21 protein-coding genes are annotated in these 22,598 nt (G+C 54.2%); 9 read left to right on the forward strand and 12 right to left on the reverse strand.

Annotated features, from left to right (window positions below):
• Positions 1–204: 204 nt before the first annotated feature.
• From O1V65_RS10800 to O1V65_RS10820, 5 genes are all read left to right on the forward strand, one after another.
• Positions 205–1,257 carry a 3-deoxy-7-phosphoheptulonate synthase gene (locus tag O1V65_RS10800; protein ID WP_084912807.1) on the forward strand — a complete coding sequence of 351 codons (1,053 nt, stop codon included), beginning with the start codon at positions 205–207 and terminating at the stop codon, positions 1,255–1,257.
• A gap of 238 nt (positions 1,258–1,495) precedes the next feature.
• Positions 1,496–2,527 (forward strand): hemin-degrading factor, encoded by a 1,032-nt coding sequence (locus tag O1V65_RS10805; protein WP_017492480.1) that lies wholly within the window; start codon positions 1,496–1,498, stop codon positions 2,525–2,527.
• The gene (locus O1V65_RS10810) at positions 2,524–3,354 is read left to right on the forward strand and encodes a heme/hemin ABC transporter substrate-binding protein (protein ID WP_017492481.1); all 831 of its coding nucleotides are present in this window, start codon (positions 2,524–2,526) and stop codon (positions 3,352–3,354) included. Before O1V65_RS10805 ends, O1V65_RS10810 begins: the two co-directional genes overlap by 4 nt.
• Complete coding sequence (locus O1V65_RS10815; protein WP_227952814.1) at positions 3,351–4,379, forward strand: FecCD family ABC transporter permease; 1,029 nt, start codon at positions 3,351–3,353, stop codon at positions 4,377–4,379. The genes O1V65_RS10810 and O1V65_RS10815 overlap by 4 nt, the downstream gene beginning before the upstream one ends.
• A complete protein-coding gene (locus tag O1V65_RS10820) occupies positions 4,372–5,187 on the forward strand; it encodes a heme ABC transporter ATP-binding protein (RefSeq protein WP_017492483.1) in 816 nt (271 codons plus the stop codon). The genes O1V65_RS10815 and O1V65_RS10820 overlap by 8 nt, the downstream gene beginning before the upstream one ends.
• Before the next feature lie 54 nt (positions 5,188–5,241).
• On the opposite strand, the gene O1V65_RS10825 is transcribed toward O1V65_RS10820, so the two are convergent.
• The gene (locus O1V65_RS10825) at positions 5,242–6,684 is read right to left on the reverse strand and encodes a protein adenylyltransferase SelO (protein WP_026110611.1); all 1,443 of its coding nucleotides are present in this window, start codon (positions 6,682–6,684) and stop codon (positions 5,242–5,244) included.
• Positions 6,685–6,708: 24 nt separating this feature from the next.
• Positions 6,709–7,410 carry a CerR family C-terminal domain-containing protein gene (locus tag O1V65_RS10830; protein WP_017492485.1) on the reverse strand — a complete coding sequence of 234 codons (702 nt, stop codon included), beginning with the start codon at positions 7,408–7,410 and terminating at the stop codon, positions 6,709–6,711.
• Between the two features lie 132 nt (positions 7,411–7,542).
• Here O1V65_RS10830 and O1V65_RS10835 point away from each other — a divergent pair, with 132 nt between their 5' ends.
• The 4 genes from O1V65_RS10835 to O1V65_RS10850 all read left to right on the forward strand — a co-directional run bounded on the left by O1V65_RS10835 (position 7,543) and on the right by O1V65_RS10850 (position 12,051).
• Positions 7,543–8,652, forward strand: a complete 1,110-nt coding sequence (locus O1V65_RS10835) for an HlyD family secretion protein (protein WP_225741461.1) — start codon at positions 7,543–7,545, stop codon at positions 8,650–8,652.
• Positions 8,649–10,211 (forward strand): DHA2 family efflux MFS transporter permease subunit, encoded by a 1,563-nt coding sequence (locus O1V65_RS10840; protein ID WP_227989492.1) that lies wholly within the window; start codon positions 8,649–8,651, stop codon positions 10,209–10,211. The genes O1V65_RS10835 and O1V65_RS10840 overlap by 4 nt, the downstream gene beginning before the upstream one ends.
• A gap of 6 nt (positions 10,212–10,217) precedes the next feature.
• A complete protein-coding gene (locus tag O1V65_RS10845; protein ID WP_084912810.1) occupies positions 10,218–11,627 on the forward strand; it encodes an efflux transporter outer membrane subunit in 1,410 nt (469 codons plus the stop codon).
• A 196-nt stretch (positions 11,628–11,823) separates the two neighbouring features.
• Positions 11,824–12,051 (forward strand): superinfection immunity protein, encoded by a 228-nt coding sequence (locus O1V65_RS10850; protein ID WP_081601416.1) that lies wholly within the window; start codon positions 11,824–11,826, stop codon positions 12,049–12,051.
• Between the two features lie 236 nt (positions 12,052–12,287).
• Here the strand turns inward: O1V65_RS10850 and O1V65_RS10855 are convergent, their stop codons facing one another.
• From O1V65_RS10855 to btuD, 10 genes are all read right to left on the reverse strand, one after another.
• Entirely contained in the window at positions 12,288–13,301 is a 1,014-nt protein-coding gene (locus tag O1V65_RS10855) for a lipoate--protein ligase (protein WP_017492490.1), read from the reverse strand.
• A gap of 81 nt (positions 13,302–13,382) precedes the next feature.
• Complete coding sequence (locus tag O1V65_RS10860) at positions 13,383–13,862, reverse strand: NlpC/P60 family protein (protein WP_017492491.1); 480 nt, start codon at positions 13,860–13,862, stop codon at positions 13,383–13,385.
• 161 nt (positions 13,863–14,023) lie between these two features.
• On the reverse strand, positions 14,024–14,416 hold the full coding sequence (gene arnF / locus O1V65_RS10865; protein ID WP_017492492.1) for a 4-amino-4-deoxy-L-arabinose-phosphoundecaprenol flippase subunit ArnF: 393 nt from the start codon (positions 14,414–14,416) through the stop codon (positions 14,024–14,026).
• Positions 14,413–14,757: a 4-amino-4-deoxy-L-arabinose-phosphoundecaprenol flippase subunit ArnE gene (gene arnE / locus O1V65_RS10870; RefSeq protein ID WP_017492493.1), complete on the reverse strand. Its 345-nt coding sequence runs from the start codon at positions 14,755–14,757 to the stop codon at positions 14,413–14,415. The genes arnF and arnE overlap by 4 nt, the downstream gene beginning before the upstream one ends.
• Positions 14,754–16,421, reverse strand: coding sequence for a lipid IV(A) 4-amino-4-deoxy-L-arabinosyltransferase (arnT, locus tag O1V65_RS10875; RefSeq protein WP_227952810.1), 1,668 nt, complete (start codon positions 16,419–16,421; stop codon positions 14,754–14,756). Before arnT ends, arnE begins: the two co-directional genes overlap by 4 nt.
• A complete protein-coding gene (gene arnD / locus O1V65_RS10880) occupies positions 16,422–17,321 on the reverse strand; it encodes a 4-deoxy-4-formamido-L-arabinose-phosphoundecaprenol deformylase (protein ID WP_017494083.1) in 900 nt (299 codons plus the stop codon).
• A gap of 13 nt (positions 17,322–17,334) precedes the next feature.
• A complete protein-coding gene (gene arnA / locus O1V65_RS10885; RefSeq protein ID WP_017494082.1) occupies positions 17,335–19,317 on the reverse strand; it encodes a bifunctional UDP-4-amino-4-deoxy-L-arabinose formyltransferase/UDP-glucuronic acid oxidase ArnA in 1,983 nt (660 codons plus the stop codon).
• On the reverse strand, positions 19,317–20,303 hold the full coding sequence (gene arnC, locus O1V65_RS10890) for an undecaprenyl-phosphate 4-deoxy-4-formamido-L-arabinose transferase (RefSeq protein WP_084912812.1): 987 nt from the start codon (positions 20,301–20,303) through the stop codon (positions 19,317–19,319). Before arnC ends, arnA begins: the two co-directional genes overlap by 1 nt.
• Positions 20,303–21,445 carry a UDP-4-amino-4-deoxy-L-arabinose aminotransferase gene (gene arnB / locus O1V65_RS10895; protein ID WP_017494080.1) on the reverse strand — a complete coding sequence of 381 codons (1,143 nt, stop codon included), beginning with the start codon at positions 21,443–21,445 and terminating at the stop codon, positions 20,303–20,305. Before arnB ends, arnC begins: the two co-directional genes overlap by 1 nt.
• Before the next feature lie 369 nt (positions 21,446–21,814).
• Entirely contained in the window at positions 21,815–22,564 is a 750-nt protein-coding gene (gene btuD / locus O1V65_RS10900; RefSeq protein ID WP_084912813.1) for a vitamin B12 ABC transporter ATP-binding protein BtuD, read from the reverse strand.
• Between the last annotated feature and the right edge of the window lie 34 nt (positions 22,565–22,598).

Raw genomic sequence — 22,598 nt, forward strand, 5'->3', positions numbered from 1 at the left:
CGCAGGGGAGGTTATTCGGGTCAATGAGCGCAGCTAACACTGCTCTGAGGTCAAGAACGAAAGATTTATGCTGGAATTTGCGGATAGAGGCATTATTACGTGCTAACGGGTGTTGAATTGATCTGATTTTGGGTTATTGTGACATTCATCACTTCCCGGCACTCCTGCCGCTGCGAAGAACAAAATTTCAGAGATTCAATTCACATGTCACAAACAGATGAACTGCGCACCACGCGCGTTGGTAGTCTGATAACGCCAAAGGCGCTGGCAGATACCCTGCCAGTCTCTTTGGCCGTCGCAGACAATGTTACCGCATCGCGTCAGCGCATAGAAAAAATCATTAGCGGCGAAGATAAACGTCTGCTGGTCATCGTTGGCCCTTGCTCTATTCATGATATCGAAGCCGCTATCGATTACGCAGGCAAGCTAAACGTATTGCGCGAAAAGTACCAAGACAGCCTCGAAATTGTCATGCGTACCTACTTCGAAAAGCCGCGTACGGTCGTTGGCTGGAAGGGGCTTATTTCTGACCCAGACCTCAACGGCAGCTATCGCGTTAACCATGGCATTGAACTCGCACGCAAAGTCCTGCTGGCTATCAATGAGCTTGGCCTGCCGACGGCGACCGAATTCCTTGATATGGTCATTGGCCAGTACTTTGCCGATTTGATTAGCTGGGGAGCCATCGGAGCGCGTACGACCGAGAGCCAAATCCATCGCGAGATGGCGTCGGCCCTCTCCTGTCCGGTCGGCTTTAAGAACGGGACTGACGGCAACACGCAAATCGCTATCGATGCCATTCGTGCCTCTCGCGTGAGCCATATGTTCCTGTCACCGGACAAAAACGGCCAGATGACGGTTTATCGCACCTCCGGGAATCCTTACGGTCACGTCATCATGCGTGGCGGTAAGACGCCTAACTATCACGCCGAAGATATTGCTCAGGCCTGTGAAAATCTGGCTGAATTTGATTTGCCGCAGCGTCTGGTGGTTGATTTTAGCCACGGTAACTGTCAGAAGCAGCATCGTCGTCAGCTCGACGTCGCGAAAGATATCTGTGAGCAGATCCGCCATGGCGGTAACGGTATCGCCGGTATCATGGCCGAAAGCTTTATCGAGGAGGGCACTCAGAAAATAGTCAACGGTGAGCCACTGGTTTATGGTAAGTCTATTACCGACCCTTGCCTCAGTTGGGAAGATACCGAGACCCTGCTGGAGATGTTGGCAGATGCCACCCGCAGCCGCTTTCAGGCTTAATTGCCTGTAAGCAGAAAAAAGCATGCAGGATTATCAGGGGGCCTTATGGCCCCTTTTTTATTTTCTGCTTTAGATGAAAATTACGCTCAGCCCTTGGCTGACGGCACTTCCCGTTCACAAGGTAATGAAAATTAACTTGATGTAGCTCGACATTAAATTGATAATGATTATCAGATTGATATTGATTACCATTTAACATTAACGTTTTTGTGTCCACTCTTCATTCGCGAGAAACCCCATGACCCAAGTCAGCCATGAAACTTATCTGCAAGCTAAAGCACAGAACCCAGGAAAATATGCCCGGGATTTAGCCAGTATTCTGGGTATTAGTGAAGCCGAACTCCTCAATACACGCGTCGGATACGATGCCGTAAGACTGGATGTCGAGGTACGTACTCTGCTGGCTGCACTTGAAAATGTCGGGGGGACAAAATCAATTACCCGTAATGAATTTGCCGTTCATGAACAACAGGGCGAATACAAAAATCAGCATCTCAACGGCCACGCAGGATTAATTCTTAACCCTCGCGCACTGGACCTGCGCCTGTTCCTGAGCCAATGGCAGTCTGTTTTTGCGCTGACGGAAGACTCGCCTAAGGGGCCTCGTCACAGCCTGCAGTTCTTCGACGCGCAGGGCTATGCGGTCCATAAGGTCTATGCCACCGATGAAACCGATGCGCAGAAATGGGCGGCGCTGGTTGAACAATTTAGCGCACGATCCCCCCTGCCGCTGGCGGTGAGGCCTGCTGACGTCGTTGCACCGGCAGCCGGTGACACGCAAGGGCTCGACGCAGAATGGCGCGAGATGACCGACGTTCATCAGTTCTTCCAGATCCTGCGCCGCCGCGGCCTGACTCGCCAGCAGGCGTTTCGCGCCGTAGGTGAAGACCTGGCCTATCAGGTTGATAACGGCTCATTGACGCAAATCCTCAACGTCGCCTGCGATTACAAAAACGAAATCATGATTTTCGTCAGCAACAAAGGCTGCGTACAAATCTTTACCGGTGAAATTGAAAAAGTATTGCCTCACGGCGAGTGGATTAACGTATTCAATGAGCGCTTCACTCTGCACGTAGTTGAGACGGCGATCGCCGAAAGCTGGGTTACCCGCAAGCCAACCAAAGACGGTTTCGTGACCAGTCTCGAGCTTTTCGCCGCTGACGGCAGCCAGATTGCTCAGCTGTTTGGCCAGCGTACCGAAGGTAAACCCGAACAAAGCGCCTGGCGTGACCAGATCTCAACGCTCACCGTACAAGGCGTAGCCGCATGAAAAAAGGGTGGAAAATCGCGTTAGCCAGCCTTTTCTTGACTCAGTTGGCCTCGGCGCAGGCCGCCGAACGCGTGGTCAGCATCGGCGGCGATGTTACCGAAATTGTCTACGCACTGGGCGCAGGCAGTGAGCTGGTCGCTCGCGACAGCACCAGCACACATCCCTCTCAGGCCACCCAATTGCCTGATGTGGGTTACATGCGCATGCTAAACGCCGAGGGGATTTTATCGACCAAGCCGACGCTGGTCCTGACCTCAGACCTCGCACAACCCTCGCTAGCGCTACAGCAGGTGGCTGAAAGCCACGTGAAAGTGGTGCGCGTGCCCGGCAATCCTACGCTCGACACGGTGATTCAAAAGATTGAGGTCGTGGCCGATGCGCTGAATCGCAGACCGGAAGGTGACAAGCTGATTGCCGAATTCCGCAGCCAGCTGAAAGCCGTTAAAGGCTCCCCGCTGCACGTTAAAGTTCTATTCATAATGAGCCACGGCGGGATGGGGTCGATGGCCGCGGGGCAAAATACCGCAGCCGATTCAATCATCACCACAGCGGGCGCGCAGAATGCGATGCAGGGCTTTAGCCGCTACCGCCCCCTTTCGCAGGAGGGCATTGTTGCGGCCGCGCCAGATTTATTGCTGCTAACGACGGACGGCGTGAAGACGCTCGGCGGTCTGGATAATGTCTGGAAACTGCCGGGGCTGGCAATGACCCCAGCGGGCAGAAACAAGCGCGCTCTGGTCGTTGACGATATGGCCCTGCTCGGCTTCGGGCTGGAAACACCGGCAGTGCTGGCTAAGCTGCGTCTGGCGGCGGAACAGGCGAAATGAGTACCCTCAGCACGCCACTCCGTCAGCGGATCCCTGCTCAGCTTCGGATGTTGCTCGGGCTGGCGTTGCTGTTGATTACCCTGGCGGTGTTGGCGGCCAACAGCGGCGCTATCTCCGTTTCGCTGCCCGCTCTGCTGCGCCGGCCGTTTGATAACGAGCTGTGGCAAATTTGGATGACGATTCGACTGCCGCGCATACTTTTGGCCATGGTCGTCGGCTGTGGCCTCGCCTGCTCGGGCACGGTAATGCAGGGCGTGTTCCGAAACCCACTGGCCGACCCCGGCCTGCTGGGTATCAGCAGCGGTGCAGCGCTGTTTGTTGGGCTGATGATAGTCTTTCCACTCTCTCTTCCACCGGTGATAGTGCTCTACAGCCAGATGATTAGCGCCTTCGCGGGCAGTCTGGTTATCTCATTTATTGTATTCATGCTGAGCCGCATGGGGCAAAACGGCCTGTCGCGCCTGCTGTTGGCCGGTATTGCTATCAATGCCATCTGTGGGGCCGCCGTCGGAGTGTTGACCTATATCAGCAACGACAGTCAGCTGCGCCAGTTCTCGATGTGGGGAATGGGATCCTTAGGACAAGCGCAGTGGTCAACGCTCACGGTTGCGGCGTCGGTGATTGTTCCGGCCAGCATCGCGACCCAATTCCTGGCACGCAGGCTGAACCTGCTGCAGCTCGGCGACGAAGATGCCCATTATCTTGGCGTTAATGTCCGCCGAACGCAGCGTATTTTACTTTTGCTGAGCGCCCTGCTGGTCGGTGCATCGGTGGCGGTTTGCGGCATCATTGGCTTCATTGGACTGGTGATCCCACATCTGCTGCGTATGCAAATCGGGGCCGATCACCGCTGGCTGCTGCCAGGTTCAGCATTGGGCGGAGCCTGCCTGTTACTGTTGGCCGACACCCTCGCCCGCACGCTGGTCGCCCCCGCCGAAATGCCGGTTGGTCTGCTCACCGCTATCCTCGGCGGCCCCTATTTTCTATGGCTGATTTTACGTGCAGGAGGGCAACGCCGTGACTGAGGCTATTTTGTCAGACCACGCGACACAGGCGCAGCATCGGCTTGCGGCGAGTAATCTTTGTTATTCGGTCGCCAATCGCAGGCTTATCAGCGATATTTCTCTACAGCTGTCAAGCGGCGAACTGGTCGCGTTAATAGGCCCAAACGGCGCGGGTAAATCGACGCTGTTACGCCTTTTGACCGGCTATCTGACGCCGGATTCAGGGGATTGCGCGCTGGTTGGTCGTCCACTGACGGACTGGGACCCACTGGAATTGGCCCGCACTCGTGCCGTAATGCGCCAAAACAGCGAGCTGGCCTTTGGTTACAGCGTGCGTGAAGTCGTGACACTGGGGCGGTCGCCGCACAATAACGCGCAACTCCAGCAGGCTTTGCAACAGGTACTGGAGCAAACCGACTGTCTGTCTCTTGCCGAGCGTGACTATCGACAGCTTTCGGGCGGAGAACAACAGCGGGTGCAGCTTGCCAGAGTCTTGATTCAGCTCTGGAGTGCAAAGCCCTCGCCGCGCTGGCTGTTTCTGGATGAACCGACTTCAGCACTGGACCTCTACCACCAGCAGCACAGCCTGCGTCTGTTGCACCGTCTTACGCGACAGTCCCCGCTGGCGGTCTGCTGCGTCCTGCATGACTTGAATCTGGCAGCACTCTACGCCGACAGGATTTTATTGTTGCATCAGGGAGAGTTGGTGGCGGCAGGAACGCCGAAAGAGGTGCTGCAGGCCGACGTGTTACAACGGTGGTACCGCGCGGATCTGGGCGTGATTAATCATCCCGAAAGCCCGGTTCCTCAGGTTTTCCTCAGACAATAATCAGAGTTTCCTCCCTGATACATGGATTATCAGGGAGGATTTCTACCCAAACATTTAGCTCGAGCAGGACACTTCAAGGTGTTTACCCCAGTCCGGGGGCAGCGCTGCCAGCTCATCAAAGCGAGCATCGTCACTGTACGGCTGCTGTAGTGCAAGATGCAGCGCCTGCAAACGCCCGACGTCGTCAACCTCCGCGCCTTCAATCGCCTGCTGCGCCAGATAGTTGCGCAGAATAATACGTGGGTTAATCTTTTTCATCGCCTGCTGACGCGTCGCATCGTCCTGCTCTTCCAGCAACAGCCGCTGACGATAACCTTCGTACCATTGGTCAAACGCCTGGCGATCGATAAACTCGTCGCGGAGTGCCGAACGCGTTTCTCCTTTCTCAACGCCACTCAGCAGGCGGAAGGTGCGGGTGTAGTCACGCCCCTCTTGCGCCATCAGGCTTAGCAACCCGGTCAGGATATTGTTGTCCTGCTTGTTCTCGGTAAAGAAGCCGAGCTTGGCGCGCATCAATCTGCCGTATTCAAGCATCAGGGCAGGCTCGTAAGCCGCCAGCGCTTTTTGCAGATCTTCAGTGCTCATCAGGCCGGAAAGCGACTGCGCCAGACGATGCAGGTTCCAGTAAGCCACGGAAGGTTGGTTGTCAAAGCTATAACGGCCCTGGTGGTCGGTATGATTGCAGATGAAATCCGGTTTATAGTCGTCGAGGAAGCCGTAAGGACCGAAGTCGAGGGTCAGCCCGAGGATCGACATGTTGTCGGTGTTCATGACGCCGTGCGCAAAGCCCACGCTTTGCCATTTGGCAATCAGACGTGCGGTGCGTTCAACCACGTCGGTCAACCACAGGCGGTAGCGGTCAGCCTCGTTTTGCAGCGCTGGCCAGAAGTGTGCGATGGCATAATCGGCCAGCATCGCCACCTGCTCAGGTTGCTTACGATAGTAGAAGTGTTCGAAATGGCCGAAGCGAATGTGGCTCGGCGCTACGCGAATCAGCATCGCGCCGCGCTCCGTCGTCTCGCGATAGACCGGCTCGTCACTGGTCACAATGGTCAGCGCACGAGTGGTCGGAATGCCGAGATGGTGCAGCGCTTCGGAAGCCAAAAACTCGCGCACCACCGAGCGAAGTACCGCACGACCGTCCCCCATGCGTGAATATGGCGTGAGGCCTGCGCCTTTTAGATGCCAGTCGAGCATGCGCCCGTCTTCAAGCTTCTGCTCGCCCAGCAATACCCCCCGCCCGTCACCGAGCTGGCCGGCCCACTGACCAAACTGGTGGCCACTGTAGACCTGCGCCAGAGGTTTCATGCCAGGGAACAGCGCTTGGCCGCTCCAGTAGCCTGAATTTTCTGCCGTGAATAACGACGAGTCCAGCCCCAACTCTTCCGCCAGGGGCTCGCTGTGGTACAGCAGTCGCGCGCCAGCGAGTGGCGTAGGCTGCAATTCGGTATAAAAACCGGGGAGTTCGTCGAGATAACGGTGTTCAAATTGTGGCATAACTTTTTGCGACATAACTGCCTCTTAAACCATCCAGCTGCGCATCAATACCTGGCACTGCTCACGGACGTTGCTTTTAATTAATGCCATCTGCTCGGCCGGGAACTGGCGACCTTCTTCGTCAGCGTTAAACACGGGATGTTTCACGGTATAAAACGTTGTAGCCAGCCCAAACAGGGATAACACTCTGATTTGTGTACGTTCATTATCTACCGCGTTGCCCGATATCCTCGAGACCAGTTTGACGCCCGCACGATGGACGTGGTCGATAAGCTTTTCCTGAAACAGCAAGGAGGCCTTTTCCGGGCCCTGCCCCATTTTGATTCGTGCATGAAAAAGTCGGCGCTGATGTACGGCGCGGTTATTCAGCACGCGCTCCAGCACCGTTTCAAGCATCAGGCAGAACATTTCGATGCAGGTATCAGGGTCGGGATTCTCAAGCTTGCTAATTCGCGTAAGCAACGGCTCGAACCAGCCGTAACTCTCTTCGGCAAGATAATCTGCGCAGGTGACGTATAAGCCTTCTTTATTCTCGAAATAGTACTGCAACGCGGGCGTATTGACACCGGCATGCCTGGCGATTGCGCGCGTCGATGCGCCTTCAAAGCCTAATTCGCCAAACAGAACAATAGCGCTTTCGATAATACGTTGTCGGGTTTCGTCACCGCGCGCGTAGCCGCCGGAAGGGGGATGGCGGAGCTGTTTAGAAAGAGCGTTATCGGTCATGAATCAATTCCTGTAGCAAAACATGCGAATTATAACAGTCAAATTGCATAATAAAAGTATATCACTTGACACAATTGTGCCATTTGGAATATTTATCTCGAGCGGAATAATTTCACTAAAAAGGTTCTCACTTTGTTACTTGCATCCATGATTGCGTCCTCCGAGGCCGCCCCCACCGTCAACGCCCAACCCCAATCCAGCAAAAAACGCCGTATTTTGCTGCGACTGGCGTTCTGCGTGGTGCTGGTTTTGGTACTGGCTTCACTCTATTGGTTCTTCATTGCTCGCTTTAACGAATCCACCGATGACGCCTATGTTCAGGCGGACAGCGTCACGCTTGCGCCGAAAATTTCCGGCTACGTCACCAAGGTGCTGGTCAAGGACAACCAGTGGGTCAAGGCGGGCGAACCCGTGGTACAGATTGAAGACGACCAGTATCAGGCGCGCCTCAATCAGGCCAGTGCCAATATTCTGGCCGATCAGGCCGCCATCGACCAGGCTAATGCCGAGATAACGCGCCAGAACGCCCAGATTGAACAGGCTCAGGCGCAGCAGCGGTCTGCTCTCGTGCAGCTTAACTATTCAAATCATGAATATCAGCGCTATCTGCCATTGGCAGCCAGCGGTGCAGAAAATCAGGAGAAGCTCGCCGAGCTTCGTCGCAGCCGTGACCAGGCTCAGGCCGATTATGACGCTAACGTAGCCGCCGTAAAATCAGCTTCAGCACAGATTCAGTCAATGCATGCTCAAATTGAGCAGGCGAAAGCCCAGTTAGCCTCTGCCGAAGCAAACCGCGCACAGTCGAACATCGATTATCACGGCACCGTGGTATACAGCCCACTTGACGGCCGCGTCGGCGATCGTGCGGTACGCGTAGGCCAATATGTTCAGCCGGGAACTCGCCTGCTGACGGTGGTTCCGGAAAACGATCTGTATCTGGTTGCCAATTTTAAAGAAACGCAGTTGACCCATATGCTGCCGGGTCAGAAAGCCACGCTGCACGTTGATGCGTTTCCCGGCCATGATTTCAGCGGCGTAGTCGACAGCTTCGCTCCGGGCACCGGTTCACTCTTCGCCTTACTGCCACCGGATAACGCCACCGGTAACTTTACCAAAATTGTGCAGCGTGTTCCGGTACGCATCCGCATTACCGACAAAAGCGATGCAGCGAAACGTTTGCTGGCCGGTATGTCGGTGACCGTTGACGTCGATACGCATCCTAACCAGCAGGCGCAGCCATGAGCAGCACCGTCCTTCCCGCTACCCAGCAGCCCAGCGCCTCGGTAACGGACTGGATTGCGGTATTTGCCGGTGCGCTTGGCGCACTGATGGCGACGCTGGATATTTCTATCACCAACTCCGCACTGCCGCAAATTCAGGGCGAAATTGGCGCGACCGGCACCGAGGGCACCTGGATTTCAACCGGGTATCTGCTGTCAGAGATAGTGATGATCCCGCTGGCCGCCTGGCTCAGCCGCCTGCTTGGGCTGCGTAACTTCTTAATGTGGTGCGCCCTGATCTTTATCTGTTTTTCCGTCATGTGCGGTACGTCGGGCAGCCTGACGCAGATGATCATCGGACGTGTTGGTCAAGGCTTTGTCGGAGGGGCGATGATCCCCACCGCGCAGATGATCATTCGTACCCGCTTGCCGCGGCGACAGCTGCCGTTAGGGATGTCGATTTTCGGCGTCATTGTGATTCTCGGGCCAGTAATGGGGCCGGTGTTAGGCGGTTGGCTAGCCGAAAACGTCAGCTGGAACTGGTGCTTCTTCCTGAACTTACCGGTCGGTATCGGGCTGATGCTGCTGTTATTCAACGGCCTGCCGAAGGAGAAACCCCACTGGGAAGGCTTCATGGAGGCCGACTGGCTGGGCATTATTGGCATGAGCGTTGGGCTAAGTTGCCTAACGGTGGTACTGGAGGAAGGTCAGCGCGACAACTGGTTTGATTCGACGATGATTGTCACCCTCTCCATCGCGATGGTGCTCGGCTTTATTCTGCTGAGCATCGCGCAGCTCACGGCGAAAAAACCGGTTATTCGGCTCTCGCTGCTGCGTAATCCGCGCTACGTCAGCGTGCTGGTGATCGTGTTTGTCGTCGGCATGGGTCTGTACTGTGTGCTGTACCTTCTGCCTCAGTTTCTGAGCGGCGTGGCAGGCTACAACTCACAGCAGTCGGGAATGGTGCTGCTGGTCTCGGGGGTCCCGAGCCTGATCATGATGCCTATCTTGCCGCGCATGTTGCGTAGCGTGGACACGCGCCTGTTGGTCATCTGCGGCGTTATCCTCTTTGCCGTCAGCTGTTTCCTCGATATTTCACTGACCGCACAAAGTACCGGCGATGACTTCTTCTGGTCACAGCTGCTTCGCGGTGCAGGACAAATCATGGCAATGATGCCGCTGAATCAGGCCTCAATGGCCGCCGTCAATGACGATGAAGTCGCCGACGCAGCCGGTATTTACAACATGATGCGTAACCTTGGCGGCTCCGTTGGGCTGGCCTTGCTCGGAATCTTCATCGACCGGCAGCGAAAAATGCATGACGACGTGCTCCGCGAGTCGGTAACCGCCAACTCTCCGCTGGCAGAGAGCCGTATTTCCGGCAGCGCCAGCCAGTTCTTCAGTCAGACTGGTGATATGGTGCATGCAAAAATGCAGGCCATGGGCCAGCTGGCTAATGAAATCTCGCAGCAGGCGCTAGTGATGACCTATTCCGAGTCATTTTTAGTGCTCGGCATGGCGCTGGTGTGCTGTATTCCGCTGGCGCTGCTGCTGCGTGCGCCGCGTATGACTAATAAGTGACAGACTATGAACAATAAATTGATGCGTTTAGCGCCGCTCGGTGGCCTGGCGATGTTGCTCGCAGGGTGCAGCGTGGGCCCAGACTATCACGGTGCGCCAGGCGTGCCGCTGACGGCCAAGTTTACTCGCCTGCCTAACTCGGGCGTCAGCACCGGGCAGGCCCAGTCGCAGTGGTGGCTGGCCTTCCATGACGAACGCCTTAACCAGCTGATCGTCAAGGCAATGCAGCATAATCCTGATATCGATATCGCGCGTGCTCGTCTGCAGCAGTCGCGCGCGGCGTTGGCTGGCGATCAGGCTCAGGAGATGCCCAAACTCGACGCCACTGGGGCAATGGTGCGTGCGCGTCTGCCGGAAACCGGCACCGCACTGCCTATCAGTAATCCGGTAAATCTTTATAGCAGCGGCTTTGATGCCAGCTGGGAGCTAGACCTGTTCGGACAGAATCGTCGTACTGTCGAAGCTGGACGAGCGCAGCAAGAGGCCAGCGAGGCCAGTCTGGCAGATACGCAGGTGTCGATTGCCGCCGAGGTCGCGAGCAATTATTTGCAGCTTTGCGGCGCACAGGAACAGCTTGCCAATCTGCAAAAGAATATTGCGTTGCAGCAGCAAACGGTCGCATTGACCCAACAGCGCCAGTCGCGCGGAGCAGCGAACGATACTGACGTTCACCGCCTGCAAACCGATTTGGAAAACAGTCAGGCCGAGGTCCCGAATCAGATTGCGCAAATCAATGAGTACAAGGACCAACTGGCGTTTCTCTCAGGCCTGACGCCGGGCGCACTGGATAACCTGCTCTCGGGAGCCGTAGTCTTACCGGCAGAGCCGCAGCAAATTAACGTCGGTGACCCGGTTGACCTGATTCGTCGTCGACCAGACGTACGCAACGCCGAGCGTAAACTGGCTGCCAGTACCGCGACCGTGGGCGAACACGTGGCTGACCTATATCCGAAAATTACCCTGCGCGGCATTCTGGGATTTAGCAGCGATACCAGCAGCGAGATGTTCAGCCACGGAAATGAGTCGTGGCTGCTGGTGCCCATGCTCCAGTGGAATATTCTCGATTTTGGCCGTATCCGTTCGCAAATCAACGTCGCGAAAGCACAGCGTGATGAGGCTGAGGCTGAATGGCGTAAAACCGTGCTCAATGCGCTGCGCGACGCCAATGGCTCTCTTTCCCGCTACGGCGAACAGCGCCGCACGCTGGTGAACTACATGACGGTTGAGACGATGGCAGGTCAGGACGAACGGCTGATGAAGCAGCGCTACGGTGCTGGCGTTGCCAGTCTGATTGACGTACTCGATACCCAGCGTACGCAGCTGAATGCCAGCCAGAAGCGAATCCAGTCGCAGACCGACCTGGCACTGGACTATGTGGCCTTGCAGAAGAGTTTGGGCCTCGGCTGGGAGTCATAAAACGGTGATATAGCGTATCAGGGCAAAATAGGGATATTGCCCTGATACTGCCAAATATTATGCTGTTTCAGCGGCTGGAAGCACCGGAATAAAACATTGTTAGCGAATGCTTTATCAATTGAAATTTGCAAATAACAATTTTAAAGTACCGAATTACCCCATTATTTTCAGTGAATTGTTAATGAGTACTGGTGAGATGTTAGTTCCCGTCGCGGTTATTCTTTGCGTCGCGATGTATTTTCTGCCTTTTTTGATTGCCGATCATAGAAAACATAAAAAATTACCGGTTATTTTTGGCGTAAACCTGCTGCTGGGGTGGACGGTTATAGGCTGGGCGGTGGCGATGGTATGGGCGTTCTCGACTCCGGAAAACGCTTCTGACTCAGCTAAAAATCAGTCGCAGGTCTATTCTGAAGAGTCTTGATGCCAGCATCCGACTCGGGCCATCATGTTGACAACAAATACTTATCCTGCTAGGGGGCTCAGCCCCCTCTTCCATGCAACGTCTGTCTGCTCTTCTGCCAAAGTCTGCTGTTCACGACGTTCATATTGGCTCTTAGAATCATAGGCTATGTATACAACTTAACAAAGGCAGACCATAACAGCGGAATAGCCAATTAACGTTTCCTCCCCTGTCTTATTACTGCACTATCTTAACGCTTAACGAATACCCCCCACCATCCAGCCCTGAAGCTCAGTGAGCTCCGCCCTGAACTCCGGGAAGGCGGCACAGGAAGCCTGAGCGGCAGCGATAACGTCGTCGGCATAATACTTACCGCCCACCAGCCTGTTTGCGAAATCGTGGAGCGGGGCAGGATTAAGGCTGTCGGTGTACAGACGTGCGCGGCTGATGCGCCCTTTCTCGATATCGAAATAGACCTCCACCCCACCCCAGACAAAGCGCTCACTTAATTCATGGCTGAAGTCCGGCGCTTTGCCAAAATTCCAGTCCCAGCTGCGCTGTTTCTCAAACTGCTCGGCAAAACCGGGAAGATCGGGGAAAACGTCGGGAGAGATAACCTCTGGCTCGACGCGGGCACCGTACCACTCAAAAAATGCCTCACTCACTGCCTTACAGACTCGTGCGTGATCGATGTCATGCACCCATTCGTTAAGGTTTGCCACGCGTGATCTTACGGAAGTGATGCCCTTCGCCTGAAGTTTTTTGGGATCCGGATTGAGGTAATTGGCCAGACGACTGAGATCGGCATTCAACAGCAGCGTGCCGTGATGGAAACCACGGGTCTGCGTCTCGCGGTAGGCAGATCCCGAAATTTTGCGCTCGCCTTCGGCAGTGGTCGCGACCAGGTCGTTACGACCCGAGGCGCTGGCCTGAATTCCCAGGCTCGACAGGGCATTGAGGATTATCTGCGTCGAAACGCTTTTATCATACTCGGGCTTGCCGGCCATGAAGGTGAAACAGCTATTGCCGAGATCGTGAAATACCGCGCCGCCCCCGCTGCTGCGACGAGCCAGTCGGATGCCGTCCTGCGCCATGCGAGCGGTGTTGCACTCTTTCCAGGGATTTTGCCCCTGCCCGATGACGACGGTTTCGGCATTACGCCACAGAAAAAGCACGCGCTGGGTGGTCATTTGGCGAAAGATGCAGTCTTCAACCGCGAGATTAAACCAGGGATCGTAAGAATCGGAAAGTAGAAGACGTAAAGCCGTCATAATAAGGTGTCCTGCGAAGCGTGGAGCCTAGGGGTAAATTGCTCTAAAGATTGCTTAAATTATAAACATGGAAATAGCGGACTAAATCCGCCGCGCCTGCCAGTACGTTTTGCGCCAGTATTCGTTGTCCAGTGACGATCGCACCACGCCTCGACTGGTTGAGGCATGAATAAAGGCATCACCTGAATCATAAATCCCGACGTGAAGACCGTTTTCGCCAGCGCCTGTCTTGAAGAACACCAGGTCGCCGGGCAGCAGTTCTTTACGTGATACTTTGGTGCCAACCTCGGTTTGTTCGGCGGTCGTGCGCGGAAGGATAACGCCAAATCTATCGCGGAAGGTGCGGAACACAAAGCCTGAGCAGTCGATGCCGTTACGGCTTAGGCCGCCGTAGCGATACGGGGTGCCGTGCCATCTGCCCAACTGATCGTTTAACTGTGCGACAACAACTCGCGAGTTTGCCAGACTGCCGCTGGGCATCGGCGCGTGACTGCTACAGCCGCCGAGAATAAGCACAGCCAATGCCAACAGTGAATATAAAAGTCTTGAGCGCTTTTGCATGTCTTTTGTTCCCTGGCCGACATCCTGAAATCATTCCACGCTGGAAAATGGTGGAGAAGATAACTTGCCGTTATCTAAGGACTTAAAGAATTTAGCGCTATTTTATCCGCCATCCAACAAAAATCGCTGAGTTTTGCAAAAGAAAATCTGAGAAAGCGCCGTTATTCCGGCGCTTGAGAGGAGGTTTTACTGTGGATCAGCCAGACGCCGAAAAGAATGGATAATGCACCCAATGACTTCATCCAGTGCATATTTTCGTTAAACCACGGCAGCGAAACCGCACCGAGATAGACCAGCGCATAGCTCAGGCTGAGCAGACTGTAAGCACGATTAAGCGGCAGCTGACGCAGCGCGAAGAACCAGCAAACCATTGATAATGCATAGCCCGCAATACCGCAGCAGACAATGAAAACCGGCAGCAGGTTATTCATTACTAATGAATAAAGGTTGGCGTTCAGTGAAAACGTCGGCATGTGGGTCATGCCCCATTTCATCATCAGCTGCGCCATACTGACCAGCAGCAGGCTGGCGATGCCCCATCCGAACCCTTTCATCCGCTTATCCCCATCAGCAAAATACCCAACATAATAAAGGCCACGCCAAGCCAGTGTCTGCGGTCAATAATTTCGCCAAAGAATCCGCGAGCGCTGAAAGTGATGAGCACAAAGTTCATGCTCAGCATCGGGTAGGCAATGCTCAGGGGTAACAGCTGGAGGACGCGAAGCCAGAGTAGCAGGCCGCAGCCCATAAAAAACACGGCGGTAACCATCCAGCGCAGGATAGGTCCCAGATTACCTGAGACCTGTGCCTGCCCTACCTGTGCGGCTTTCTTCTGACAAAGCTGCCCTGCACAGGTAAGAATGCTCACCACCAGTACCAAGAGAAAACCGGTCATGGCAGTTTTTTATAGACCAGAAGCTTGAATCGACCTGAAACGGCTTCACTGTCGGCCGGTGGCAGGTTATCCGTGGTCTGGAATTTATTATCCAGCTTAATCATCACAGAAACGTCACCCTGCTCACGTGCTTTGAGCAACCACGTCGGGAAGTCAGGGCCGCTGATGTAGTGACCTTGCGCATCCGGATAGTTAAGGCCGTACTGCAACTCGCCCTTCTCGTCGAACATCAGGATATCGCTGCGCTTCAATTCCCAGGCCAGGCCTGCGGCAAAACCAACGTCATCGCAAAGCACATAGCGACTCTGTTGCAGAACCTGCATATTTTGCTGGATAAACGCCTGCGGCTGCTTGGACTCGATAACGTGGTTCGGTATTGCCTGTCCGACCAGCAGCGAAAGCACCAGCGGACAAGCTGCGGACCAATACCAGCGGCGAGGCAGCGTGAGACTCAACGCACCGGCCAGCGCCCAGGCAGCGAAACACAGTATGGCGATGAGCAGCTTGTAAAGTTCGTCGTGCCCATAGACAGGCTTGATGTGCAGAGGAAATAACCCGGAGGTCACGAGGAGTGCAATGACCGCCAATGAGCCGAAAAGAACGTTGATGATACCGTTAACTTTCAGCACCCGCGAAGTAACCGACTGGCGAACCTGCTCAAAGTGATCGGCCATCAACAGGGCCAACGGCGCGAAGCACGGCAGGATGTAGGTCGGCAGTTTGCCTTTGGCGATACTGAAGAAAATCAGCGGCATGATTGCCCAGCTGAGCAGGAAAAATAGTTCAGGGCGTAACGCTTTTTTCTTCCAGCCGCTTATCAGCGAACCGGGCAGCAGTGCCATCCACGGTAGGGTCCCAAGAATGAGAACGGGCAGGTAGTACCAGAATGGGGCACTGTGCTGGGCATTCTTTTCGGCGAAGCGTTGAATATGCTCAACCCAGAAGAAATAGCGCCAGAAGTCCGGTTCACGCTCACCGATTGCAATAACCCACGGCAGACTGAGCACAAAAGCACTGACAATCGCCAGTGGCCCCCAGCCAAGGAGAGTTTTGAAGCGTTTTTCACGCCAGACAATGGGTAAAACGGCAATCACCGGCACAGCCAATGCGAGGAAGCCTTTGGTCATGAAGCCCATCCCACAGGCGAGACCCAGCGCAATCCAGCTGATGGCTTTTTGGCGTGTTCCGCTGGCGCGCAAGCAGAAGTAGCTGCTCACCATCGCGGCCGTCATCCACAGCGTAATCATCGGGTCGAGCACCGCGTAGGTGCCGATACCAAAGACCAGCGCCGAGGAGAGATAAATCAGCGTTGCGACATAGGCTTTTTGACGATTGCGCCATATGACGTTCGCCAGCCAGAACACCAGTAAGGCGCTCATTGCCGTTGAGAATACGGAACCAAAACGTACCGCAAAGTTGGAATGACCGAAGATAATCTGGCCAATATTGTTAATCCAATAGCCGGCATCCGGTTTTTCGAAATATCTCAATCCCAGAAACTGGGGAACAATCCAGTCACCGCGCTGTAGCATTTCACGGCTGATTTCGGCATAACGCGTCTCATCAGGCTGCCACAGCGAGCGCAGATCCAATGGGACGAGATAAATCAGCGCGAAAAACACCAACAGCATGAAACCGTAGGCGCGTTTGATACTGTTCGACATTTATTGCGATCCTTTTTCCTGACAGCCCAACCATCCTTCCCTGCCGGGAAACGCCGAACGCACGACCCTTCCCACGGGCAGCGTCTGGCTATCGGCAGGCAGTAAACTTCCCAGTGTGCAAAACTCGATACCCTGCTGCTTTGCACGCGTCAGGAGATCGTCAAACATGGCGGAGAGCGACATGCCTTCGACTTCGGTATGAATGGTATAAACCGGCACGCCTTGGTCACGCGCGATGGCATCAAGAATGAAATCGTTGAAACCTTCTGCGGTAACCTGAGTACCAATCACTTCATCATAAGTCGGCAAGGTCACGGGGATTTGCACCGTACCCAACTCTCCGTTACCCAGGAGCGGTCGGAAAGGTGCGCTGCCGCGGCAGTCGCTGTTATAGCGGAAATTAAACTTTTCTTTCACGTCGATCACCCGCTGATCGGCACGCCATCCTGCTACCGCAGAGCAATCAATCGAACGGCCGATGCTGTTTTCAAGGGCAATGACCCCTTTACGCACCTGCTGTTCCAGCTGTTCTGATGACCATTTTTCAACCTTGGCCTGCCAACCCTGGTGGTCCCAGGCGTGCAGCCCGACCTCATGACCTTCGTCAGCGGTCTGCTTCATCAAGGGCGCGAAATCTTTGGCGATGAGCTTTCCGGGCCAGGCAGTACCGGCGACCAGAATATCCAGCCCATAGAGCGATGCCGCGTTGGATCGCAGCATCTTCCACAGAAAGCGGGGACGCAAAAGGCGCCATAAATGGCGCCCCATGTTGTCCGGCCCAACGCTGAAAAAGAAACTGCCCTTGATTTGATGTTTATCCAGAAGTCTTAACAACTCAGGGACACCCTTTCGGGTGCCGCTCCATGTGTCGACGTCTATCCTCAGGCCTACTTTTTTCATTGCGGTCAAGTCTTTATCCTTTATTTGCAGGCAATTCTACAGAACGCAGGAAGAAGTCCAGAGTGTCATCAATGGTTTTGCTCATATCGACCGTTGGCTGCCAATCAAGCAGACGGCGGGCATTTTTGATGCTCGGCGTACGGTGCTCAACGTCCTGATAGCCTTTACCGTAGTAGCTGCTGCTTTCGATAAGCTTCATGCCGGCAAACGGAGGGAACTGGTCACGCAGCGGGTGCGCATCGAAGCTCTTGAGCAGCATTTCTGCCAGCTCGCGGATGCTCGCTTCATTGGTTGGGTTACCAATGTTGATGATTTGACCTTCGCACAGGTTGTCGCGGTTCTCGATGATGCGGAACAGTGCCTCGATACCGTCGTTGATGTCGGTAAAGCAACGTTTCTGCTCACCGCCGTCGATAAGCTTGATAGGCGAACCTTCAACCAGGTTAAGGATAAGCTGGGTGATTGCACGAGAGCTGCCTACGCGTGCCGCGTCGAGGTTATCAAGACGCGGGCCCATCCAGTTGAACGGACGGAAAAGGGTAAAGCGCAGGCCTTCTTTTGCTCCGTAAGCCCAGATGACTCGGTCAAGCAGCTGCTTGGACACAGAGTAGATCCAGCGCTGTTTGTTGATTGGACCAACAATCAGGCGTGAGCTGTCTTCGTCGAACTCTTTATCGTCACACATACCGTAAACTTCTGAGGTAGATGGGAAGATAATGCGTTTTTTATATTTCACGCAGTCGCGAACGATTTTCAGGTTTTCTTCGAAGTCCAGTTCGAACACACGCAGTGGGTTACGGGTGTATTCGATTGGCGTTGCGATAGCGACCAGCGGCAGAACGACGTCACATTTTTTGATGTGATATTCGATCCACTCAGAGTGAATGCTGATGTCACCTTCAACGAAGTGGAAGTTCGGGTTGTCCATGAAACGGCTGATAGCATCGGAGCTGATGTCCAGACCATAGATTTCATATTTACCGTCGCGCAGCAAGCGCTCGCTCAGGTGGTTACCGATGAAGCCGTTGACGCCCAGAATCAGGACGCGGGTACGACGTTTCATCACAGAGGTCGGAAGCGAAGACAGGCGCACATCAGGCATAATGCCCATTTCCAGCGCAAGACGCGAACCCTGAACATACAGGCCAGACTCGTTCTGACCGGCGATAATTTCCAGCGCACCTTCGCCACAGGCGATTACCAGTGGATCGGCAGACAGTACGGTGCCAGGCTGCTTGTCGTGAGCCTGCTCCAACACGCGCGCACGCCAGATAACCAGCTTGCGTTGACCCAGGTAAGTGAAAGCACCCGGGTAAGGTTCGGTCACGGCACGGATCAGGTTGTTTATCTGTGTGGCTGATTTATGCCAGTGGATCTCGCCATCGGCTGCGCTGCGACGACCAAAGTAGCTCGCCTGAGATTCGTCCTGCGGGGTCAGGGTAATGTTACCCGCCAGCATGGAAGGCAGGGTTTTCTGCAGCACAGACTGGGCCGCTTCACGCACTTTGGCGTGCAGCGTCAGCGCGGTGTCCTGTGGGTCGATAGCCACAGCCTGCTGGGCAACGATGTCGCCAGCGTCAGGACGCTTAACCATTTTGTGCAGCGTAACGCCTGTCTCGGTCTCGCCGTTCACCAGCGCCCAGTTAACCGGCGCACGCCCACGGTAGCGAGGCAGCAGAGAACCGTGCAGGTTGAAACCGCCCTGTGGCGCGAGCGACAGCAGCTCTTCGCTCAGCATGTTGCGATAGTAGAAAGAGAAAATAACGTCCGGCTGCAAATCACGGATGCGGTCAACCCACAGCGGATGGTTCACGTCTTCCGGCGCGTAAACCGGTAAATTCAGTTCTGCGCCGGTACGGGCTACCGAGGCAAAGAAGTTGTTTTCGTCTGGGGAGTCGGTATGGGTGAATACCGCTTGAACATCATAACCCGCTTCAACCAGAGCTTTCAGTCCAACGCAACCAATATCATGGTATGCAAAAACAATCGCTTTCATTATTTATTTTCCTGATCTTCATCGACATCAGCGGCTTGAGCACCGATGACTTTTTGTACGAAATAACGTGGGCGCGCGCGCACGTCGGTATAGATACGGCCGATGTATTCACCGAGCAGTCCCATTCCGACAAATTGCGCACCGACAAACATAAACAGCAGGGCGAACAGCGTGAACACACCTTCCGCTGCCCACTCAGGACCTAATATCAAACGCATCAGGATCAACACCAGCGCCAGCAGGAAGCCGAACAGCGCAATAAAGCTGCCGACAACGCTGAGCATACGCAGCGGCGTGGTGGTCAGACAGGTGATCAGGTCAAACATCAGATTGACCAGTTTCATCAGGCTATATTTTGAATCACCAAACTCGCGTTCGGCGTGCAGCACCGGGATCTCCACGGTTTTGCGCGCAAAGGTATTGGCGAGGATCGGGATAAAAGTGCTCCGCTCGTGGCAGTGCAGCATCGCTTCGATGATATGGCGACGATAGGCGCGCAGCATACAGCCATAGTCACCCATCGATTTACCGGTCGCACTCTGGATCATCATATTGATGACCTTTGACGCACTTTTGCGGAACCAGGAGTCCTGACGGTTTGAGCGCACGGTGCCCACCACGTCATAACCTTCCTCTGCCTTGAGGACCAGACGAGGGATCTCTTCGGGCGGATTCTGCAAATCGGCATCCAGGGTGATAATCAGGTCACCGCAGACCTGATTGAAACCGGCCATAATCGCCGAATGCTGTCCGTAGTTGCGGTTCAGCAATACAGCAACGACACAGTTTTCAGGCTGCTCGGCGGCTTCGGTCAGCAGCTTAGCTGAATTATCCGTGCTGCCATCGTCGATGAGGACGATTTCAAAAGGCTGGGTTAACTGGCGACAGGCGGCAATAGTTCGAGAGAGCAGAACCGGCAGGCTCTCCTCCTCGTTGTAAACGGGAATAACGATAGAAACTTTCTTAATTTCTTCAAACTGAGCCACTACTGCTTCTCCACCAGGGACTTAAGAGCGTCAACTACCCGATCAACGTCACTGTCTTGCATATCTGGGAACATCGGCAAACTGCACAGACGCGCGGTATTCCACTCGCTGTTAGGCAACGACAAATCGGGATAACGTTCACGATAATATTTTTGAGTGTGCGCGGCGCGAAAATGCAGACCGGTACCGATACCCACCTCTTTGAGTTTTTCCATCAGCCTGTCGCGACTGATTCCGCAGCGCATTTCGTCAACTCGGATCATGAACAGGTGCCAGGTGTGCAGGTGCGGGTATTCAGGAACCTGCATCGGCAGGAACGGCGTCCCCTGTAGCTTCTCGAGGTAAAGCTGCGCCAGCTCTGCGCGGCGTGCGTTCATCTCGTGCAGGCGCTTGAGTTGCACAACGGCAATCGAGGCGTGAATGTCCGACAGATTGTATTTAAAGCCAGGCTCGATAACCTCCGCCTGAGGGCGACGGCCCTGAACCTGACGGTCAAAGGCATCAACGGCCAGACCGTGGAACTTCAGCGCACGCACTTTTTCAGCCAGTGCGTCGTCGTCTGTTGCTACCAGACCGCCTTCGGCGCAGGTCATGTTTTTAATCGCATGGAATGAGAAAATGGCCGTGCCCTGTGCGCCAATCCAGCGATCGCGATACTGGGTGCCCGCAGAGTGAGCGGCATCTTCGATAAGCGGGATGTTGTGGCGTTGAGCTATGTCGTACAGAGGGTCAAGGTCGAGTGGTGCGCCGGCGTAGTGCACCGGGATAATGGCTTTGGTTCTTGGCGTGATCGCGGCCTCTACGTCTTCGGCCTTAACCATCAGCGTGTGCGGATCAACGTCAATCATGACCGGCTCTGCACCGAGCAGTACAATCATGTTGATAGTAGAGACCCAGGTCTGAGAGGGTGTGATCACCTCATCGCCTGGCCCTATGCCCAATGCCATCAACGTGACGTGCATACCACCGGTGGCGGAACTCACCGCTATCGCGTGCTTGCAGCCAAATGCGGCGGAAAAATCCTGTTCCAGTTGATGAGTTTGTGGTCCGGTGGTTATCCACCCGGAGCGCAAAACTTGCTCAACGGCCTTGATTTCTTCATCTCCCATAGAAGGGCGGGAGAAAGGTAAAAAGTTGTCCATGTAGCATATCCTGTAATTTAAGGACGGCAAAGAGGCATGCAGTTACGCAAACTGTATAGTCTGGTTATTTAACGAAGAGTAAACGCCACCCTACAAATAGTGCAATAGATTATTGTCGTTTAAGCTTAATTTAACATTAAGGATTTTCAAGTATTTGGCAAGCAAAAGAAGATGTTTCGGGCAATTAGTTAATTCATTGTCTTAAATCAACTAAAGTTGGGATTTGGATAACATTTGTGGCGTTTTGAGATTGACTGGCAAGGTTAACGAAAAAAATTTATTTTAGGAACGTCTTTTTAAAATTTTGCGGTTTTTTATTTTTACAAAAAAACGTAGCGGTGAAATTATTTATATTTAATAGTTTCTACATCAAGGGGTCATAATCCATGATTTTCCTGAAAAATGCTGCAATTTAAAATCAACATCGTAAACAGGCGTCAGGTTTTCTGGCTGTAACACGTTCTGTGGTGTCCCCATCGCTACCGTTTTTCCCTTGTGCATCAACCATACCCAATCGGCGTGATGCAGCGTGTGGTTGAGGTCATGGTCGGTGACGAGGGCTATTCCTCCCACGGCGCAAAATTCATCGATAAGTGCGTCCATCGCCCGTTGATGGGCAATATCCAGGCTATTGGCTGGCTCATCGAGCAGTAAAAGCGCACCTTGCGGATTAATTGTTGGCCAAACCTGTAATAATGCGGCAACCAGGCGAACGCGCTGCCACTCACCGCCGGAAAGTCGAGTCACCGCTGTTGAAAGTTTGTCGGCCAAATGTAGCTTTCCACACAGCAGGTTTAACGTTTTTTCAAGCACAACGGGCTCCACGCCGACCGGCTGATGCAAGAATAAATACTGAAATACCGGCATGGTCGAAAGCGGTAAATATTGCTGGCATAAATAACTGCGGTAACGAGAAAGTTCTCTGCCGGAAAGTTTAGTGATTAATTGACCGTCGATTGATACCTCTCCGGTGGCATTTAGCATTCCGGCGATGCTGGCCAACAGACTGCTCTTTCCTGCCCCATTTGGCCCGACAATATGCACGCGAGCGCCCGCAGATACGCGGGTACTTAAGGGCAAAAAGCGTGACTCCAGCGCCAACTGTTTTATTTTCAGCATAAATTAACCAATATCTGTTGCCGGGAAAATAATA

The sequence above is a fragment of the Rouxiella badensis genome (assembly GCF_026967515.2).
GTDB lineage: Bacteria > Pseudomonadota > Gammaproteobacteria > Enterobacterales > Enterobacteriaceae > Rouxiella > Rouxiella badensis.

Coding starts and splice junctions, on each gene's coding strand:
- O1V65_RS10800 (WP_084912807.1), top strand. CDS start 205: ATGTCACAAACAGATGAACTGCGCACCACGCGCGTTGGTAGTCTGATA.
- O1V65_RS10805 (WP_017492480.1), top strand. CDS start 1,496: ATGACCCAAGTCAGCCATGAAACTTATCTGCAAGCTAAAGCACAGAAC.
- O1V65_RS10810 (WP_017492481.1), top strand. CDS start 2,524: ATGAAAAAAGGGTGGAAAATCGCGTTAGCCAGCCTTTTCTTGACTCAG.
- O1V65_RS10815 (WP_227952814.1), top strand. CDS start 3,351: ATGAGTACCCTCAGCACGCCACTCCGTCAGCGGATCCCTGCTCAGCTT.
- O1V65_RS10825 (WP_026110611.1), bottom strand. CDS start 6,684: ATGCCACAATTTGAACACCGTTATCTCGACGAACTCCCCGGTTTTTAT.
- O1V65_RS10830 (WP_017492485.1), bottom strand. CDS start 7,410: ATGACCGATAACGCTCTTTCTAAACAGCTCCGCCATCCCCCTTCCGGC.
- O1V65_RS10840 (WP_227989492.1), top strand. CDS start 8,649: ATGAGCAGCACCGTCCTTCCCGCTACCCAGCAGCCCAGCGCCTCGGTA.
- O1V65_RS10845 (WP_084912810.1), top strand. CDS start 10,218: ATGAACAATAAATTGATGCGTTTAGCGCCGCTCGGTGGCCTGGCGATG.
- O1V65_RS10850 (WP_081601416.1), top strand. CDS start 11,824: ATGTTAGTTCCCGTCGCGGTTATTCTTTGCGTCGCGATGTATTTTCTG.
- O1V65_RS10855 (WP_017492490.1), bottom strand. CDS start 13,301: ATGACGGCTTTACGTCTTCTACTTTCCGATTCTTACGATCCCTGGTTT.
- O1V65_RS10860 (WP_017492491.1), bottom strand. CDS start 13,862: ATGCAAAAGCGCTCAAGACTTTTATATTCACTGTTGGCATTGGCTGTG.
- arnF (WP_017492492.1), bottom strand. CDS start 14,416: ATGAAAGGGTTCGGATGGGGCATCGCCAGCCTGCTGCTGGTCAGTATG.
- arnE (WP_017492493.1), bottom strand. CDS start 14,757: ATGACCGGTTTTCTCTTGGTACTGGTGGTGAGCATTCTTACCTGTGCA.
- arnT (WP_227952810.1), bottom strand. CDS start 16,421: ATGTCGAACAGTATCAAACGCGCCTACGGTTTCATGCTGTTGGTGTTT.
- arnD (WP_017494083.1), bottom strand. CDS start 17,321: ATGAAAAAAGTAGGCCTGAGGATAGACGTCGACACATGGAGCGGCACC.
- arnA (WP_017494082.1), bottom strand. CDS start 19,317: ATGAAAGCGATTGTTTTTGCATACCATGATATTGGTTGCGTTGGACTG.
- arnB (WP_017494080.1), bottom strand. CDS start 21,445: ATGGACAACTTTTTACCTTTCTCCCGCCCTTCTATGGGAGATGAAGAA.
- btuD (WP_084912813.1), bottom strand. CDS start 22,564: ATGCTGAAAATAAAACAGTTGGCGCTGGAGTCACGCTTTTTGCCCTTA.